Genomic DNA, 16,429 nt, shown 5'->3' with positions numbered 1-16,429 from the left:
AATGATGTTTAAAATTCCCAGGAAAGGGAAATCATTATTATAACAAAGGAGTGTTGTGTCCAATATGCTGAAATGGCGAGAAGACTATTATATAGGGGAAGGAATCAAGGATGCAGCAAAGGCACGAAGGCGAATTGATGCAGGAAAGATGGCTCTTGGTGTCTATCTTGTTACCCTGTCAGAGAATCCGGGGAACCTTCTGGAGATTGTGCCTTCCTATATGCTGATCCAGAAAAGTTATTATGCCAGATGCCCGGAAATCGTTGGCATGGCCAAGGGAAAAGATGAGGCCATTGACATGGCGGTAGATATTGTGAAGAATATTTATGGTGAGACTGGTGCATTTCAGGTAAAAGAATATTTTAAGAACAGGTGAGCGCATGTTACATATACTGTGGATCCTCATAAAATTTATATTGGTCGTACTGGGAATCCTGCTGGGACTTGCGCTCCTTGCGGTGCTTCTTTTGCTTTTCTGTCCGGTACGCTACCGGGCGCAGGCTGTGAAGGAGACAGACAGTTTCAAGGAAACAGAAGCGGAAGCCAGAGTCACCTGGCTGTTTCGGGCCATATGCGCCAGATTTTCCTTTCATAATGGGGAAGGAAAGCTGGTGATCACCCTCTTTGGGGTTTCCGTAGAATCCATAAAAGGCTGGCTGGGAAAATTAAAAGGCAATACCAGAAAGCGTTCAGGCAGCAGATACTCTGGAAGCGGACAAATGAAGAAATCTGTGCAGACGAAGGGAACACCCCAAAAAAATAGAAAAACGAAGCCGGCAGTGAAAGATTCTGCTGGTGATGCAAAAGCAGAGAAGGTGCAGCAGGAAAACAAACCGGCACAACCGCCAGCGCAGAAACAGGTGGAAACCGTACAACTGGAAAATACATCTATAGAATCTCAGACAATGGAGCAATCAGTGCCGGAGCAGGAGAAAGATACAGAAGCGAATCCAAAGCCTGGTTTATTTGCCCGTATCCGGGAAATACTAAGTAAAATAATCTGGCTCCCGGGAAATATCTGGAATAAGATTATTTCAATAATTAGAGGTATTATCGAGAAAATCAGAACGATAAAGAAAACACTTTCCAGCATAACAGGCAAACTTAACTGGTGGAATGCATTTCTCACCAATGAACGCACCAAGGCAGCTCTTTCCCTGGTGTGGAAAGATGCAAAAGGTCTGATCCATCACGTATTGCCAACAAAAGTGGAAGGTGCAGTTACCTTTGGCTGTGAAGATCCATCTATCACAGGCACAGTCTTAGCCATCCTTGGAATGACGTTTCCATTCCATAAGAACCGGATCCAGGTTACACCTCTTTTTGAAGGAGGGAACCAGCTGACAGGAAACGTATCCCTGAAAGGCCGTATCTATGGCATCATGTTCATAAAGGCAGCAATAGAGATTTACTTCAATAAAAATATAAAATACGTTATCAACCGATGGAAGCATAAGGAGGACTAAAAATGGAAAATGAAAACAACTTTAAAGAAACCGTAAGCTCCCTGTTTAAGGGAATGGATGGCTTTGTATCTGCCAAGACAGTAGTGGGAGATGCAATTCATGTAGGAGATACCATTATACTTCCACTGGTGGATGTATCCTTTGGTGTTGGCGCCGGTGCATTCGCAGGCGAGAAGAAAAATAACGGCGGCGGCGGTCTTGCCGGAAAGATGACCCCATGTGCAGTCCTGGTTATCCAGAACGGTACCACCAAGCTTGTAAACGTAAAGAACCAGGATGGTCTTACTAAAGTTCTGGATATGGTTCCTGACTTTGTAAACCGCTTTGCGCCTGGTGGAAGTGACACCGCAGAAGAAACTGTAAATTCTGAAGAGGAATAAGCATAAAATATAGTAAACCAAAGATGCGGGGCTCTATGAATCATGGGAAAAGCTCTTGGCTTTATGCTGTTCTTCATCGGACTAGGCATGGTAATCAGCTTACTTGTCTCCGAGACCACTGCACTTCTAATCACAGCAGCCCTATGTCTGCTGTGCGGCTATCACCTGTTTTGTAAATAAATGGGTATGAGAAGATTAGATTATCGGCTAATCCTCCCATACCCATTTTGTATTGTGCCACCATTATCAGTAACCAGAGCAAAAAAACAGCCCCCACAAAAATGTGAGGGCAGGTGTTTCTTAGGCTCTTTCAACGTTTCCGGATCTTAAGCAGGAAGTACATACGTACATTTTCTTAGCTCCGCCTTCAGTTTTAACTTTAACGGATTTCACGTTTGATTTCCACATCTTATTGGATCTTCTATGGGAATGACTCACATTATTTCCGAAATGAGCACCTTTTTCACAAATTGCGCATTTAGCCATGATAGCACCTCCTTGACGCTTTTTTTCAACAGTTCATATTTTAACAGATGGAAAACTATTTTGCAAGCAAAAAAAAGGAAAATTTTAAAACAATTTAAAATAAATTTGCTATTTGCTTAAATGCGTGCTAAAATTGGACATTGTGTAATGGAGAAAAAAAGGGTATAATATGGTATATACATTTTGAAAACCAAATTAATGGAGGTAAACCATATGAAAGGACGTATAGATTCAGGTCTTGGCCAGATCATTATTGATACGGATGTAATTGCGACTTATGCAGGAAGCGTTGCAGTAGAATGTTTCGGTATTATCGGTATGGCAGCTGTCAGCATGAAAGACGGTCTTGTGAAGCTGCTCCGAAGAGATTCCCTGCAGCATGGTATAAATGTTAAGATCACAGAGGATAATAAAATCCGCCTTGATTTCCACGTGATCGTGGCATACGGCGTGAATATCAGCACGATTGCAGATAATCTTGTAAACAATGTGAAATACAAAGTCGAGGCTTTTACAGGAATGGAGATTGAGAAGATCAACATTTGCGTAGAAGGCGTTCGTGCAATAGATTAGGATTAGAGGAGGAAACTTGTGGTGGATAGACAGACCATAGACGCCAAGATACTTTCCAGAATGTTCCTGGCAGGAGCCAAGAACCTGGAAGCGAAGAAAGAATGGATCAACGAGCTGAATGTATTCCCGGTTCCGGATGGAGATACCGGTACGAATATGACAATGACCATCATGTCAGCTGCAGCAGAGGTAAGCAGCCTGGCAGATCCGGATATGGAGACACTTGCCAAGGCCATTTCTTCCGGTTCCCTGCGTGGAGCCAGAGGCAACTCAGGAGTTATCCTTTCCCAGCTTCTCAGAGGCTTTACTAAGGGAACCAAGGGATATAAGGAGATGGATGCAGTTGTGATTGCAGCTGCTATGGAGAAGGCTGTAGAGACTGCATACAAGGCAGTTATGAAGCCGAAGGAAGGAACAATCCTTACGGTAGCGCGGGAGGCTGCTGTTAAAGCTGCGGAGATCGCGGAAGAGTCAGCCAACCTGGAGCTTTTCTTCCGCGCTGTTTTTGAGCACGCAGAGAAGACCCTTGCACGTACACCGGAGATGCTTCCAGTTCTGAAAGAAGCCGGTGTGGTAGACTCAGGCGGACAGGGTCTTCTGGAAGTTTTCCGCGGCGCATTTGACGGCTATCTTGGCAAAGAAATCGACTATTCCGCATTTGAGAAGGCTTCTTCCGGTCCTGCAGTCACCAAGATCTCCCAGCAGGCAGAAGCAGATATTAAATTCGGATACTGTACAGAGTTCATCATTCTTCTGGACAAACCACTTCCAGATGAAGAACTTCATAGCTTCAAGGAATTCCTGACATCCATTGGAGATTCCATTGTTCTGGTGGCAGACGATGAGATCGTAAAAGTACATGTACACACGAACCATCCTGGACAGGCCTTTGAGAAAGCCCTGACCTACGGTGCCCTTTCCCGTATGAAGATCGATAACATGCGTGAGGAGCATCAGGAGAAACTGATCAAGGATGCCGAGAAACTTGCCAGGGAGCAGGAAGAGCAGGAGAAGAAGGAAGCTGCAGAGAAAGCAGCTAAGGAGCGAAAGAAATACGGCTTTATCAGCGTTTCTGTTGGAGAGGGACTTTCCACACTATTTAAAGAGCTGAATGTAGATTACATCATTGAGGGCGGTCAGACCATGAACCCAAGTACGGAGGACATGCTCAATGCCATCGCTAAGGTAAATGCAGATACGATTTATATTTTCCCGAATAATAAGAATATTGTTCTTGCGGCAAATCAGGCAAGAGACCTTACCGAGGACAAAGAGATTGTGGTAGTTCCTACCAAGTCCATTCCTCAGGGAATTACAGCTTTGATCAGCTTCCAGCCGGAGCTGAACGGGGAAGAGAATCTGGAAGCCATGATGGAGGCTGTATCCATGGTGAAGACCGGACAGGTAACTTATGCAGTCCGCGACACCAGACTGGATGAGAAAGAGATCCATGAAGGCGACATTATGGGAATTGGCGATCATGGAATCCTTGCAGTAGGCAAGGGCCGTGAGAAGGTTGCCAAAGAGATGGTGGCGGCTATGGTTGATGAGGATTCTGAGGTGATCAGCATTTATTATGGTGCCGAGACTACAGAAGAAGACGCTGAGAATCTTGCAGCAGAGCTGGAAGAAGCATATCCGGATTGTGAAGTAGAGGTAAACATGGGCGGACAGCCAATCTACTATTACATTATTTCTGTTGAATAAATAATTCGGCTATAAAAAGAAAAGGGCGGGAGATTTCCGTCCTTTTTCTTTTTAGGGAGCAAGGAGTCAAAGTTCATGTTTGCATGAGGCTTTGACCGCTGCTACAATAACGGGCAAATTCGCAGAGAATGTTAAGTATTCGTTAAATCAGAAAGAGGGGAAAAACAGTGGCAAAACTTCTTCGGGAACTAAAAGGTGTAGGAGAAAAAACAGAAAAACTATTTCAGAAGATCGGTATCACCACAACCGACGATCTGCTTCACTATTATCCAAGAAATTATGACGCATATGAGGCTCCAGAGGAAATCGGTTCTCTGAAGGAAAATTCTGTGGCTGCCATCTGCGGCACCATTACCACTGGTGTTTACGTAAACAAGATCCGCAACCTTCAGGTAATTTCCATTACAGTGGCAGATACCACCGGCAGACTGCCTGTCGTGTGGTTTAATGCGCCCTATTTGAAAAATACATTAAAAAAAGGCAGCTGTTTCATCCTCCGGGGCAGGATCTCCAAAAAGAAAGGCCGGCTGGAGATGGAGCATCCGGAGATTTTTACGGCAGCAGCCTATGAAAAAATCCTTCACAGCATGCAGCCAATCTACGGACTTACGGCCGGTCTTACCAATAAGCTGATCGTCAGGCTGATGCACCAGATCCTGGATGAGCAGAGCCTGCAGACTGAATTTCTGCCAGATGAGATAAAGGAATTTTACCACCTTGCAGACGACAATTACGCCATTTCCACCATTCACTTTCCGGCAAATATGCAGGAGCTTCTTGTTGCCCGGAAACGCCTTGTATTTGATGAATTTCTGCTTTTTATCCTGGCAGTGCAGATTCTGAAGGGCAAGACAGAGGAAGCCCCTAATGCATTTCCCATGAAGCCGGTATGGACGACAGAGCAGATCATGGAAGGCTTGCCTTATCGTTTGACCAGGGCACAGCTGAATGCCTGGCATGAGATCGAACGGGATCTTTGCAGCCACTCCCTGATGTCCAGGCTGGTTCAGGGAGATGTAGGAAGCGGAAAGACCATTCTTGCTTTTCTGGCTATGGTCCTCACTGTGGAAAATGGCTATCAGGCAGCTTTGATGGTGCCTACGGAGGTTCTGGCAAACCAGCACTTTGAGGCCTTTACGAAATTAATGGAAGAGCAGGGAATCACTTCCTGTCATCCTGTTCTTCTCACTGGTTCTGCCACCCAGAAGGAGAAAAGGAGAATTTACGGGGAAATTGCGTCCGGGGAAGCAAATGTGATCATTGGTACCCACGCGCTGATCCAGGAAAAAGTAATGTACGAAAACCTGGGCCTTGTGATCACCGATGAGCAGCACCGTTTTGGTGTGAAGCAGAGGGAAGCCCTGACCACCAGAGGCAATGCGCCTCATGTACTGGTTATGAGTGCCACCCCTATCCCCAGAACCCTTGCTATCATTGTATACGGAGACCTGGATATTTCTATTATAGATGAGCTTCCAGCCCTGCGTCTTCCTATTAAGAACTGCGTAGTTGGCACTTCCTACCGACCAAAGGCTTATTCCTTTATAGAGCGCCAGGTGCGGGAGGGGCGCCAGGCCTACGTGATCTGTCCTATGGTAGAAGAAAGCGAGGGCGCAGATGGGGAAAATGTAACGGACTATACAGCACGCCTGAGGGAGATCTTTCCATTCGATATCACCATCGGCATGCTTCATGGAAAGATGAAGCCCAAGGAAAAAAATGCCATTATGGAACAGTTTGCCAAGGGAGAAATCCAGGTGCTGGTATCGACTACGGTAGTAGAGGTAGGGGTAAATGTGCCCAATGCCACTGTGATGATGGTAGAAAATGCAGAGCGGTTTGGACTTGCCCAGCTTCATCAGCTGAGGGGACGTGTTGGACGTGGAGAGTATCAGTCCTACTGTATTTTTATGCAGGGAAATGAAGAAGAGGAAACCTCTAAGCGACTGGAGATTTTGAATAAATCCAACGATGGATTTTTTATTGCAGGGGAGGACCTGAAGCTCCGGGGACCGGGAGATCTGTTTGGAATCCGTCAGAGCGGACAGCTGGAATTCCGGATCGGGAATATTTATCAGGACTCTGATGTGCTGAAGGCGGCCAGTGATGCAGCTGGCGGGCTGTTGGAGCTTGACCGTGAATTGCAGCTGCCACAGCATGAAAAATTGCGGGAAAGATTAAATACTTATATGAAATATGACCTTGAAAACCTTGGATTATAGGTTTTGCATGGAAATAGGCGACGAAAAAAATAAAGAAAATGCCTCCATTTTTGGTAATAACTGTGCAAAGAAACAAAAATGATCTGGATTTTCAGATTTGAAACTGGGGATTTCTAAAAATAAAATGGGTTTGTTTGTGTATTTTTACCTATGAAGCTGCAAAAAATGCTTGTCAAGGGGGATTTTACCAAAACTTGCAAAAAAAATTAATTCGTAGTATCCTAACGTAGAAGCAAGATCGAAGAATATTTTCACCGTCAAGGAGGCTATTATAATGGCTACAAAGAGAACTACAAAAAAGGCAGAAACTATGGCAGCCAAGAAGGCAGCTAAGAGTGTAGCAGAGGTTAAGGCTACAGCTGCAGCAGAAGTAAAGGCTGAGCCATCCAAGGCAGAGGCTGTTAAGACTGCTGTTGTTGAGACTGTAAAGGCAGCTACTGAGACAGTTAAAGAGGCTGTTAAAGAGACTGCTAAGGCTCCAGTTAAGGCTGCTGCTCCGAAGGCAGAGGCTAAGAAACCTGTTGCAAGAAGAACTAAGAAGGCAGCGGTTGCTGCTGAGGAAGTTTTCATTCAGTATGCAGGTAAGGAATTCACTACTAAGGATCTGGTGGCTGAGGTTAAGAAGGCTTGGACAGAGATGACAGGCAAGAAAGAGGAAGAGATCCAGGATATTAAAGTTTACGTTAAGACAGAAGAGAATAAGGCATATTATGTAGTAAACGGTGAAGCTGAGGGACATTACGTAGAACTGTAATTTCCCGTATATAAAGGGCTTCGGGAATCTGTGAAAGCAGGTCTCCGGGGCCCTTTTTTTGTTGCAGGGCGGCAAATAAATAGCTGGACAAAAGGTAGGAAATACGGTAAAATATTTAGATAGGATTAGCCCCGTAGACCTACAGGGGTTCTTTTTATGAAAGGAAAAAAATATGTTTAATGAAATTGATTTCAGTAAGATAGATACAAGCACCAATCCACCTCAGGACGATACAGACCGCCAGTATTATTATATGGCGAAGCTGGCCACTATGGTGACATTGAAGGAGCAGGAACTGGGACACCCCATCACCTATTGTCTCCAGACTTTTGGATGTCCGACTGTTTAAGAAAACAAGACGTTGCAATCTATTTGAAAATACAAGACTTTTCCGAAGAAAGGAAAAGTGAAAAATGAAAGAATTATCCTTCAAAATTCAGGGCGAATTTGTGTGCCACCTGGCCCGATCCTGGTTCTGGGACGAAAACCGCGAATACGAGAAGTGCGAAGAACTTCTTCTTTCCTGTCTTATGACGGACGAAATATCCGAAGAAGAAAAGAAGAAAATTGTCGTTGAAATCCTGGAAGGCCGGAAGATCCTTGTCGGCGTGAATGAACTTGAACTTGTCGAGGATGGCGAACGGATCCGACCGCTTGCGGATAAATTCAAAGAGTACCAGAAAAAAGAAATGATCCGAAAAATCGAAGAAGACATTCAACGCCGGCCGCTGGCTTATCTGGATCCGTATTCTTGTGACAAAAATATAAATGAATACAAACCGGTTGACAATCTGGTTTTCGACGATGAACGGGACGTTCAGGAAGCTTTCGGCCGCCACTTGACGCCATATCAGGAAGTCAGATTGTGGGCCTATTCTTCCGAAAATTTATGGTATCATGCCAGCCGCCTTCTTCCTGGATTCTGGGACGAAAAGGAACGAAAGTATCTGGATAATGGCCTTTATTTAATTGAGCGGCCGAAACTTGTCTATGAACTAATTGGCGGCCCGGTAACAGATCAGAACGAAGAAAAGTTGTTCACGCTGTTAAAAAATCACTTGAAATCGCTTGTAAATAATGGGTTCGCCACCGGCGAGAAGGCGAAAGAAATCATACACCGCAATATGAAGTATGACGCGGCCATGAAAGAAATTAACCAGGAGCGCCAGGAACAGACAGAAGAAAAACCGAATTCCGATCAGTTGAATAGAACCACATCCCCGGACGATTTTCTTTCCGAATATGGATTGATAGATCCTTCCGGCAATTATTACAGTTGTTCGTTTGCTGGACATCATACGAAAGCGCATTATATTTTAAAGGCCAGGGAAAGAAAGTTTTATGATTTCGACGAAGCCCTGGACAAATTATATTCCGACGGCTGGGCGATCATTCGGAACCCGGATCCGCGCGGAAGTGTATTCTTTGATTACAAGGCCGACAGGCGACCGACAAAACGCCAGATCGACACCGCTTTCGATCACATGATAAGATTTAATGAACGCACACTTCCAGGAATTAAAGAATATCTTGAAAACGAATGAACCGAAGCCGCCAGAAATGGCGGCTTTTCACTTTATAGTGTAAAAAGTAAAGAAAATGTATAATAAATACTTGACATATTACACTATAAAGTGTATAATGTAATCAGAAGTTAAGGAAAGGCGGAAATAAAAAATGACAGTAGCAGAGAAAAGAGCAAAGAAAGCATACAAGGAAGACTTAATCAAACAGGGCATTGATAAAGAGTTAGCCGAAATCATGGCGAAGACCTTCATCGAATACCAGATTGTCAGACCGGTTGTAAACGGTAACTGTTAAAAAAGAAGGGGCGAAAGCCCCTTCCCATCAATCTTTCCCGTTTGGCCCATGTTCGCAAGCGATTAACTGTTCGCCGCAGATCGGACACCGTTCAATTCCACATTTCCAATGGTGCCAGCGGCCGGCCTGGGCGGAACATTCAGGACACACAGCACCGGAGACGCCCTGGAACTTGTCGCCTGGATCCCCGACTTTGATCCGGCGGTATGGCTTGCCGGCAAAATCGAAGGTTCTTGTCCGACATCCGCACGTCGAACCGATACGGCCGCCGCACTTCTGGCAGACTGGAAGATTCGCTGGGGTTGAATATGTGAATTCATGGACAAGACCGTTCACGAACCGGATCGACTGGACGCGGCCTTCCAGAATTTCGATCCTGTCGATTATCTGATCGACAAAATCTTTCAGAATTTCGTTGTCCAGGTCAAGGGCCATCTGGATATAATCGACGTGTTTCTTCGAAACGATTCTTTGAGCGACTAGGAACGCCGACGCCTTCCTGATGAATTCCAGGTCGGCCAGATCGTCCTTGTCGCCCGTCGCCTGGCTGGCTTCAATCTGTTTTTCATATCCGGCGATCTTATTCACAAGATCCTTTTTCTTCTTCGCGAATTCTTCTTTCGTCATGGAATCAGGATCGTAAAGATAAAGATCCGTCAACCGGTCAATCGCGGTCTTACACTTGTCAAGTTCGCGTTTCAGAATGGAAAGCTGTTCGGCCGCCGTGTAATCGTCGTCGCCGTCTGAAAGGTCAATGTCCGGCAGATACGCGCCTTTTCCGACTTCCTGGAAGGCCAGGGCGTCAAACGTCCGGCGAAGGCTTTCTTTGCTGACCTTCATATTTTCGAATTCTGGCCCTTTCAATAGTTCCTTTTCCAACTGTTCCAGGGTTTTAATGTTCTTAAAATTCTTCTGGATCCGCGCCAGGTTCGCCACATAGTTAAAGATAAACGGGCCGATATAGCTTTCGTTTACTGTCTTTGAGTTGTCGCAATCCATCATTCGCGACCGCTGGGCGCAACGGTACATTGACGGCCGCCAGCCGTTCGCCCTGGCTCTATCCTTCGACGCGATCATATTCGCGCCGCACTTGCCGCACACCAGGCGACCGGAAAAGGTGTGAACGTACTTCCTGGCCCGAAGTTCGGACGTGTCGCGGCTGGTTCCGTTTTCATCCATGATCGCGTTGCAACGGTCGAACTGTTCTTTCGTGATAATGGCCGGATGATTATTTTCCCGGACGATCCATTCGCTTTCCGGCTTCAATGGGCCACGACCGGACTCACGCAAATTATACCGGTATGTCCCGATGTAGAACGGATTTCGGATAATATCGCGGATCAGCTTCGAAGTCCACTGGCCGCCGCGCTTCGACGCGATCTGATTGTGGTTCAGATACCGGGCGATCTTCGTTGTGGAACGAACCCGTTCGTATTCGTCAAAAATAAACTGGACGATCTTCGTTTCCTCTGGATCCGGTTCCGGGAATTTGATTTCCGGGTTCCAGCGATAGCCGACCGGCATACGCGCACCGTTCCACAATCCCTGTTCCGCGCGATCCAGCATGATTCCGGTTACACGTTCGGAAGTCATGTTTCGTTCAAGTTCGGCGAAAATCAGAATAATTTTCAACATAGCTTCGCCGATGGCGGTCGAAGTGTCGAACTGTTCGTTCATCGAAATAAAAGTGACCTTGTGGTCTTTTAATTCCTGGTACATCGCCGCGAAGTCCAGAAGGTTTCGGGACACACGATCCACTTTCCAGACGATCAAGTGGGAGAATTCCCCGTCCCGGACGCGCGACATCATTTCTTGAAAATGCGGCCGATCGGTATTCTTCGCCGAATAGCCGTCGTCTTCGAAAATCACAAAATCTTCAATCCCTAAAAATTTACAGTATTCCTTTAATTTTTTACGCTGAAAAGGAAGGCTGTCTTTATCAACCTGATACCTGGTCGAGACGCGGACGTATAGGGCCGCTTTCTTTTTCGACCAGAATTTCAGGATCTTTTTCTTGTTCCTGACATAAGCCATGAAAAGCCCCTTTCCCCAGGAACCGAAAAAAGGGTATAAAAAAGAAAGCCGATTGCATTTCCTGGCCTTCTCTGCTATAATATAGGGTGCTTATTTCCAATATCAGAAGACCTTTTTCGGTTGCCTGGTATTAAAGCCGGTCAGTGATTGCAGTCGTTGACCGGCTGTTTTTATTTTATTATAAAACTACTGAATCAGCCCTTTAATTAAGGCCAGCTTGTAAATGTGCTTACAAGGTAAATGATCGGCCTTGAACGTGCCGCACTGACACATTCCCAGACCACACCAGACTTCTTCCTGGTCGTCCGGCGCCTTCATCCTGGCGAAACACTTCTTTTCACTTTCAAAGTGAACGGAAATGTTTTCTTCTTTTGCCTGGCGAAGTTTTTCTTTCTGGCCCGGTCGCTGGTGGACTTCATCGGCCCACCGGTGAAATGGCGCTTCGTCGCGTTCCTTTCTCTTTTGGCGTTTCAAGTATATGTGGATCTTCCAGGCCCATACGGCAAGGAAGACAGCCACACCGCCGACTATTACTTTCAAAATCATAATTCCCTTTCTGCTATTTATTACCAGTATCTTATATAACTCACAAAAATTATAATAAACAAGCCCGGCCTTTCTGGAAAAGGGGTGGTGCTTATGACAATTAAATACATAGATTACAACGACCGGCGTATATATGCGATCTGCTATCCGGCATTTAAGACAGTGTATTATAATTCAAATTTCGCTGGAAGAACGAAAATATATTTGTTGATCTGGTAGTATAGCTTTATAAGCAGAAGGCCGGGCGCTTTTTAGCGCCTAGCCCGTTTCCTTATTCCGATCTGGCTCTTTGGCCGGGAATTCCTTTTCCAGTTCTTCGGGCGTTTTTGGAGCGTTCACAAACGCCTGGATCAAAGAATCTTCTGAAAATCCAGCGGCGAAGTTTTCCGGGAGTGCCGCCGCACTTGGATCGACATCGCTTTCCAGGATAGCCTTCGAAATATCAAGGAAAAATTCAATCAATTCATTTCTTTTTTCTGGTTTCAGATTTACGAACTTTTCGATCGCTATATAAGAAGCGTTCGACAAATTATATTCGCTTGCCAACTGATCCAGCACGTCGGACGGAGCCGGTTTAAACATTTCACCCTTACCGTATCGAAGCCAGTCTTCGCTTACGTTGAATTCTCTTATCATTAGAGAAATGACGGAATCAACAGGATTGCTTCTTCCTAATTCATATTGCGCGATGGTGTTCCCTTTAACACCGATTCTTTCGCCGAATCTTTGTTGTGTTAGATCTAATTCTTTTCTTATTTTTTTTATTCTGTCACCAATATTCAACTTTTTCACCTCGCTTTCTGACCTGATTATATATCCAAAATTTTGTAAAGTCAATCTTAAAATATCATAAATACAAAAAACTTCATAAATACAAAAATTAAAGGTTGACAAACTTGTATTTATGAAGTATCATGTTCATAGATACAAAAAACACAGCACACACAGAAAGGAAGTGATTTCATGGGTAAGACCAAAAAAGAGTCTTTAACTTCCGAACAGATCACAGACGCTAGACGTTTATGTGAAGTAATCAAAGGCGTTCCTGGTGGTAAACGCCCACTGTTCGAAATCGTCATGCTGGCGTATATGAACGGTATGGAAGCCGGCGCCGCTTATGCGAATGACTTAGCCAAAACTGCAATGGCGGTCAGATAAAGACCGCCAGCACTTCGACATATAGCCAGGAAGCCGACTGCAATCGGCGGCAGATGTTGGAAATAAGCGAAAGGGAAAATTGAATATGGATAACTTTAGAATCTATGACACAATGTTCCGGTTCAATAACGAAACCGAACGACCTTCGGGCGTATGGCGGCGGAACCAGAAATTCGTTCACGACGCGTATTTTTGGAAAATCCTTAATATGCTGAAAGACGAAGGCTTCGACGTACACCACGACGAAAGCGTTTCGAAGATAATTCGAAGGAATTACATCGAAGGAAAACGAAGGGACTTAAAATTCAAGGCCCAGCGATTCCCGGCCGGATTCGAAATTGTTTTCTATCAGGACATTGTCCACGAAAACCCACACGGCGGTTTTTATGATTTTGATAAACGGCGAAAAATGCCGTATCTGATCGGGCTTCAATATGAAAAATATATGAACCTGATTGTCAAGAAATTAAAAACCCTTGTGGAAGTCGAAGACAAATCCAGTATAAGGACAAAGACCGCGGAAGAATGGGTAAAAGCGCGATACGTTGAATCGTGCCACTATCCGCAAACCGACATGAATTTTGATCTTCACGCGCTGGACGGGCAAGGCCACGAAGGCCAGTATGGCCTGGATCGCGACGGAAAAGAAATTCACAACGGCGACGTTAAATACTTCCGTTACTGGTACGACGGCCGGGTGTATCGCGGCCGGGTATATTACGATCTCAACATGAACTGGATTGTTATTTTGAACAAAAAGGACACACGCGTTATTTCTTGTTGGGAATTATTCGACCTTGCGCCGGAAGACAATCTTCACCGGATGAAGGATCCGACGCGATCAGAAGGTTATAAAAAGCATATGGCCCACCTGGAAAAACTGAAAGCCGAAAAGACAAAGGAACTTGTGATTGAGTTAAAACGCCGCGGCTATGCGGTGAAGATAGAAAGGAAATAAGCAAATGACAAGAGAAAAATTCCGGTTCGCCGGACAGACCGTGAAGGTCAGAAACGAGATCCCGAAGTTCGGCGGCGCCGACTTCATAATCGAAGACTACTGGCAGAATGTAACCGGCGGCCTTTCCTGGATGGATAGCAACGGCAACCCGGCCGCGATGATGTACGCGATCCGCACCGGTTCCCAGGGCTTTGACGTCCCGATCGACAACGAAGTCGTTTATGGAAAGATCGGTTCACTGGGTTATCTGTTCCATGTGTCCGAACTGATTCTTCCGAAGGAAGGAGAATAAGAGCATGGCACAGGAAAAGGAAATCAAGAATTTTGTTTTCAACTACACCGACGGCACAAGCGAAACCGTCGAAAAGGGTTTCTTCTGCAAGATCAAGGATGAACCGAACGGCGAATCGACGTTAAGTTTTGAAATGGTCGGCGTATCTGGAAAAGACCTGACACAAATTGTTCTGGGTTGCGTCGAGTTGGGCGCGCGCCTGGGAATGTTCGACAAAAAGGAAAGTGAGGAAATAAGCGAATGAGTAACACAAAGGAAAGCGTTGTTTTGAAATATGACGACATGGGGATTCCATCCATCATGTTAAAGGTTGAGAACACGGCGAAGACGCCGGAAGAAGCCGACAGAATGTTCTTCGTCCGTGGCGTTGAGTATGACGCCGTATATCTTAGCCGCTTCGTGAATTGCGTCCAGAACGGCCGCGCGTATTCGTTGCCGCTGATGGATCCGAAGGTATCTATCGACATGGACGACGCGATCGCGGCTTGTAGAAAGAAGGGCGCCGGCTGGCACTTAATGACCGCCATCGAATGGAACTGGTTAAGAAAGCACACGAACCAGGATGTCCACGGGAACACCTGGAAAGGACATTATTACAATGACGAAACCGAAGTCGGAATCGAAGTCCCGAACACCTGGCGGACACTGACCGGATCCGGCCCGGCTTCCTGGTTCCATAACGGGAACAAAGAAACGGGCGTCGCTGATGTGGTCGGCCTGGTTTGGAAAATGATCGCCGGTATACGCTTAAAGAATGGCGTCTTCCAGTATATGCCAGACAATGACGCGGCACACCCGGAAGCCGACCTTTCCAAAAGAAGCCAGGAATTCAAGGAAGTTCACATTGACGATCTTCCGTTCCCGGATCCGGTAAAGATTGGCCCAGGCGAAGACGGCTTGATGATTACAACGTCCGGCGAAGTGGAAGGCTGGGACGCGGTGAGACGCCGCGACGTGGTTGTAGATCTTCCAGCGGACAAGATCCCGGAGATCTTAAAGGATTTAGGGATCATCACCGAAGGCATGGACAAAGACGACGCCTGGTTCGCGGCTGACGCAGACCTGGACGAAGCGGTGTGTTACGTCTCTGGCAGTTACCTCAGCACTTCGAGCGCTGGCCCTTCCGCGTTGTCCTTGTACGGCCCTCGTTCGCACGTCGGGTCGAACCTCGGCTTCTTCTCCGCTTGTTTAGGGGAACCTGTTATCCGGTAACTGAAATCTGTATTCCGCGCGATAGCGCGTTAATTGGCCCGTAAGGGCCGGAAAGGTGGAACCATGTATAAACCAACGATCAACACGTCCTACAAGGGCGTATGCAGATTATACGAAACGTGCGGCCGTTCTGATTACTGTTTACGCGCCGCCGAAGACATTCTTTTTATTCACGGCTTCGATATTAGAAAAACGCCTGGATATGAAGACCTTACATCCGATCAGAAAGAACTGTTCGCCGCCCATTGCGTAAAGTACATGAACAGTGTCGGAATGAACACGAAAATCACTATGTACCCGAAAGCGGTTCATTTCGTCCGCGAATATCAGTATTGTTCTTTCCCGGAATGGGACGAAGAAATTCAGAAAAACATTCGCTGGCAGATCGGCCGCGAATGGATCATCTTAAAAGCCAACGGCCGGACAAGGAAGTTCAAAAAGTACCTGGACGACGACAGAACCGAAGCCGACATCGACAAGACGGTCACGAAGGAATTTGAATATCTTCGCGTTGACTGGCGGCAGAATGGAACGAATGTCTGGTTCCACGTTACGGCCCCGGATGAATACTATTAAGGCGGTGAGAGTATGAAGAAAACAAACGAAGGCCAGAACGGCCAGGTTGAGAACTTAAAAAGCATTTTAGAGGGTTTCGGAATCAAAACGCCGAAGGAACTTGACGCCGCACTTTCGGAAACCCTGGACGCCCTGACAATCGGCATTATGACAGACCGCGCGATCGGGGCGAAAAATTCAGCATAAAGCAAAGGCGCAACGTCAAAGATTGGAACCCTGACACGTTGCGCCCGATGTTGGCCGC

At 46.1% G+C, this 16,429-nt stretch carries 21 protein-coding genes; 17 read left to right on the top strand and 4 right to left on the bottom strand.

What is annotated here, in order from left to right; all coding sequences use genetic code 11:
• Positions 1-64: 64 nt before the first annotated feature.
• From LIQ05_RS02590 to LIQ05_RS02580, 3 genes are read left to right on the top strand one after another with little or no spacing between them, the layout of a single operon-like run.
• Positions 65-376, top strand: coding sequence for a hypothetical protein (locus LIQ05_RS02590; RefSeq protein WP_226818346.1), 312 nt, complete (start codon positions 65-67; stop codon positions 374-376).
• Between the two features lie 4 nt (positions 377-380).
• A complete protein-coding gene (locus tag LIQ05_RS02585; RefSeq protein WP_226818344.1) occupies positions 381-1,466 on the top strand; it encodes a DUF2953 domain-containing protein in 1,086 nt (361 codons plus the stop codon).
• Positions 1,467-1,468: 2 nt separating this feature from the next.
• On the top strand, positions 1,469-1,846 hold the full coding sequence (locus tag LIQ05_RS02580) for a GerW family sporulation protein (protein WP_226818341.1): 378 nt from the start codon (positions 1,469-1,471) through the stop codon (positions 1,844-1,846).
• 300 nt (positions 1,847-2,146) lie between these two features.
• Here the strand turns inward: LIQ05_RS02580 and rpmB are convergent, their stop codons facing one another.
• A complete protein-coding gene (rpmB, locus tag LIQ05_RS02575; RefSeq protein WP_118578056.1) occupies positions 2,147-2,332 on the bottom strand; it encodes a 50S ribosomal protein L28 in 186 nt (61 codons plus the stop codon).
• A gap of 213 nt (positions 2,333-2,545) precedes the next feature.
• On the opposite strand from rpmB, the gene LIQ05_RS02570 reads away from it, so the two are divergent.
• From LIQ05_RS02570 to LIQ05_RS02540, 7 genes are all read left to right on the top strand, one after another.
• Entirely contained in the window at positions 2,546-2,905 is a 360-nt protein-coding gene (locus LIQ05_RS02570) for an Asp23/Gls24 family envelope stress response protein (RefSeq protein WP_226818338.1), read from the top strand.
• 60 nt (positions 2,906-2,965) lie between these two features.
• The gene (locus LIQ05_RS02565) at positions 2,966-4,612 is read left to right on the top strand and encodes a DAK2 domain-containing protein (protein WP_264292704.1); all 1,647 of its coding nucleotides are present in this window, start codon (positions 2,966-2,968) and stop codon (positions 4,610-4,612) included.
• Between the two features lie 167 nt (positions 4,613-4,779).
• Positions 4,780-6,834, top strand: a complete 2,055-nt coding sequence (gene recG, locus LIQ05_RS02560; protein ID WP_226818335.1) for an ATP-dependent DNA helicase RecG — start codon at positions 4,780-4,782, stop codon at positions 6,832-6,834.
• Positions 6,835-7,108: 274 nt separating this feature from the next.
• Entirely contained in the window at positions 7,109-7,588 is a 480-nt protein-coding gene (locus LIQ05_RS02555; RefSeq protein ID WP_226818333.1) for a DUF6465 family protein, read from the top strand.
• Positions 7,589-7,760: 172 nt separating this feature from the next.
• Positions 7,761-7,937 (top strand): hypothetical protein, encoded by a 177-nt coding sequence (locus tag LIQ05_RS02550; RefSeq protein WP_226818328.1) that lies wholly within the window; start codon positions 7,761-7,763, stop codon positions 7,935-7,937.
• Positions 7,938-8,001: 64 nt separating this feature from the next.
• On the top strand, positions 8,002-9,132 hold the full coding sequence (locus tag LIQ05_RS02545; protein WP_226818325.1) for a hypothetical protein: 1,131 nt from the start codon (positions 8,002-8,004) through the stop codon (positions 9,130-9,132).
• A gap of 133 nt (positions 9,133-9,265) precedes the next feature.
• Positions 9,266-9,409, top strand: a complete 144-nt coding sequence (locus LIQ05_RS02540; RefSeq protein ID WP_182457014.1) for a hypothetical protein — start codon at positions 9,266-9,268, stop codon at positions 9,407-9,409.
• A 27-nt stretch (positions 9,410-9,436) separates the two neighbouring features.
• Here the strand turns inward: LIQ05_RS02540 and LIQ05_RS02535 are convergent, their stop codons facing one another.
• From LIQ05_RS02535 to LIQ05_RS02525, 3 genes are all read right to left on the bottom strand, one after another.
• The gene (locus LIQ05_RS02535) at positions 9,437-11,443 is read right to left on the bottom strand and encodes a recombinase family protein (protein ID WP_226818323.1); all 2,007 of its coding nucleotides are present in this window, start codon (positions 11,441-11,443) and stop codon (positions 9,437-9,439) included.
• Positions 11,444-11,629: 186 nt separating this feature from the next.
• Complete coding sequence (locus tag LIQ05_RS02530; RefSeq protein WP_226818320.1) at positions 11,630-11,989, bottom strand: SWIM zinc finger family protein; 360 nt, start codon at positions 11,987-11,989, stop codon at positions 11,630-11,632.
• A gap of 258 nt (positions 11,990-12,247) precedes the next feature.
• On the bottom strand, positions 12,248-12,772 hold the full coding sequence (locus LIQ05_RS02525) for a helix-turn-helix domain-containing protein (RefSeq protein ID WP_226818316.1): 525 nt from the start codon (positions 12,770-12,772) through the stop codon (positions 12,248-12,250).
• 180 nt (positions 12,773-12,952) lie between these two features.
• Between LIQ05_RS02525 and LIQ05_RS02520 the strand changes: the two genes are divergently transcribed.
• From LIQ05_RS02520 to LIQ05_RS02490, 7 genes are all read left to right on the top strand, one after another.
• The gene (locus tag LIQ05_RS02520; RefSeq protein ID WP_118563254.1) at positions 12,953-13,147 is read left to right on the top strand and encodes a hypothetical protein; all 195 of its coding nucleotides are present in this window, start codon (positions 12,953-12,955) and stop codon (positions 13,145-13,147) included.
• Between the two features lie 208 nt (positions 13,148-13,355).
• A complete protein-coding gene (locus LIQ05_RS02515; protein ID WP_226818313.1) occupies positions 13,356-14,105 on the top strand; it encodes a hypothetical protein in 750 nt (249 codons plus the stop codon).
• A 4-nt stretch (positions 14,106-14,109) separates the two neighbouring features.
• The gene (locus LIQ05_RS02510) at positions 14,110-14,397 is read left to right on the top strand and encodes a hypothetical protein (RefSeq protein WP_226818310.1); all 288 of its coding nucleotides are present in this window, start codon (positions 14,110-14,112) and stop codon (positions 14,395-14,397) included.
• A gap of 4 nt (positions 14,398-14,401) precedes the next feature.
• Positions 14,402-14,641, top strand: a complete 240-nt coding sequence (locus tag LIQ05_RS02505) for a hypothetical protein (RefSeq protein ID WP_226818307.1) — start codon at positions 14,402-14,404, stop codon at positions 14,639-14,641.
• Positions 14,638-15,609 carry a hypothetical protein gene (locus LIQ05_RS02500; protein ID WP_226818304.1) on the top strand — a complete coding sequence of 324 codons (972 nt, stop codon included), beginning with the start codon at positions 14,638-14,640 and terminating at the stop codon, positions 15,607-15,609. The genes LIQ05_RS02505 and LIQ05_RS02500 overlap by 4 nt, the downstream gene beginning before the upstream one ends.
• A gap of 63 nt (positions 15,610-15,672) precedes the next feature.
• The gene (locus tag LIQ05_RS02495; RefSeq protein ID WP_226818302.1) at positions 15,673-16,185 is read left to right on the top strand and encodes a hypothetical protein; all 513 of its coding nucleotides are present in this window, start codon (positions 15,673-15,675) and stop codon (positions 16,183-16,185) included.
• 12 nt (positions 16,186-16,197) lie between these two features.
• Complete coding sequence (locus LIQ05_RS02490) at positions 16,198-16,371, top strand: hypothetical protein (RefSeq protein WP_226818299.1); 174 nt, start codon at positions 16,198-16,200, stop codon at positions 16,369-16,371.
• Positions 16,372-16,429: the final 58 nt, after the last annotated feature.

The organism is Blautia glucerasea, assembly GCF_020537505.1.
Taxonomy (GTDB): Bacteria; Bacillota; Clostridia; order Lachnospirales; family Lachnospiraceae; genus Blautia_A.
The sequence above is the reverse complement of the archived record's forward strand: the minus strand, read 5'-3'. Positions and strand labels throughout refer to the sequence as shown.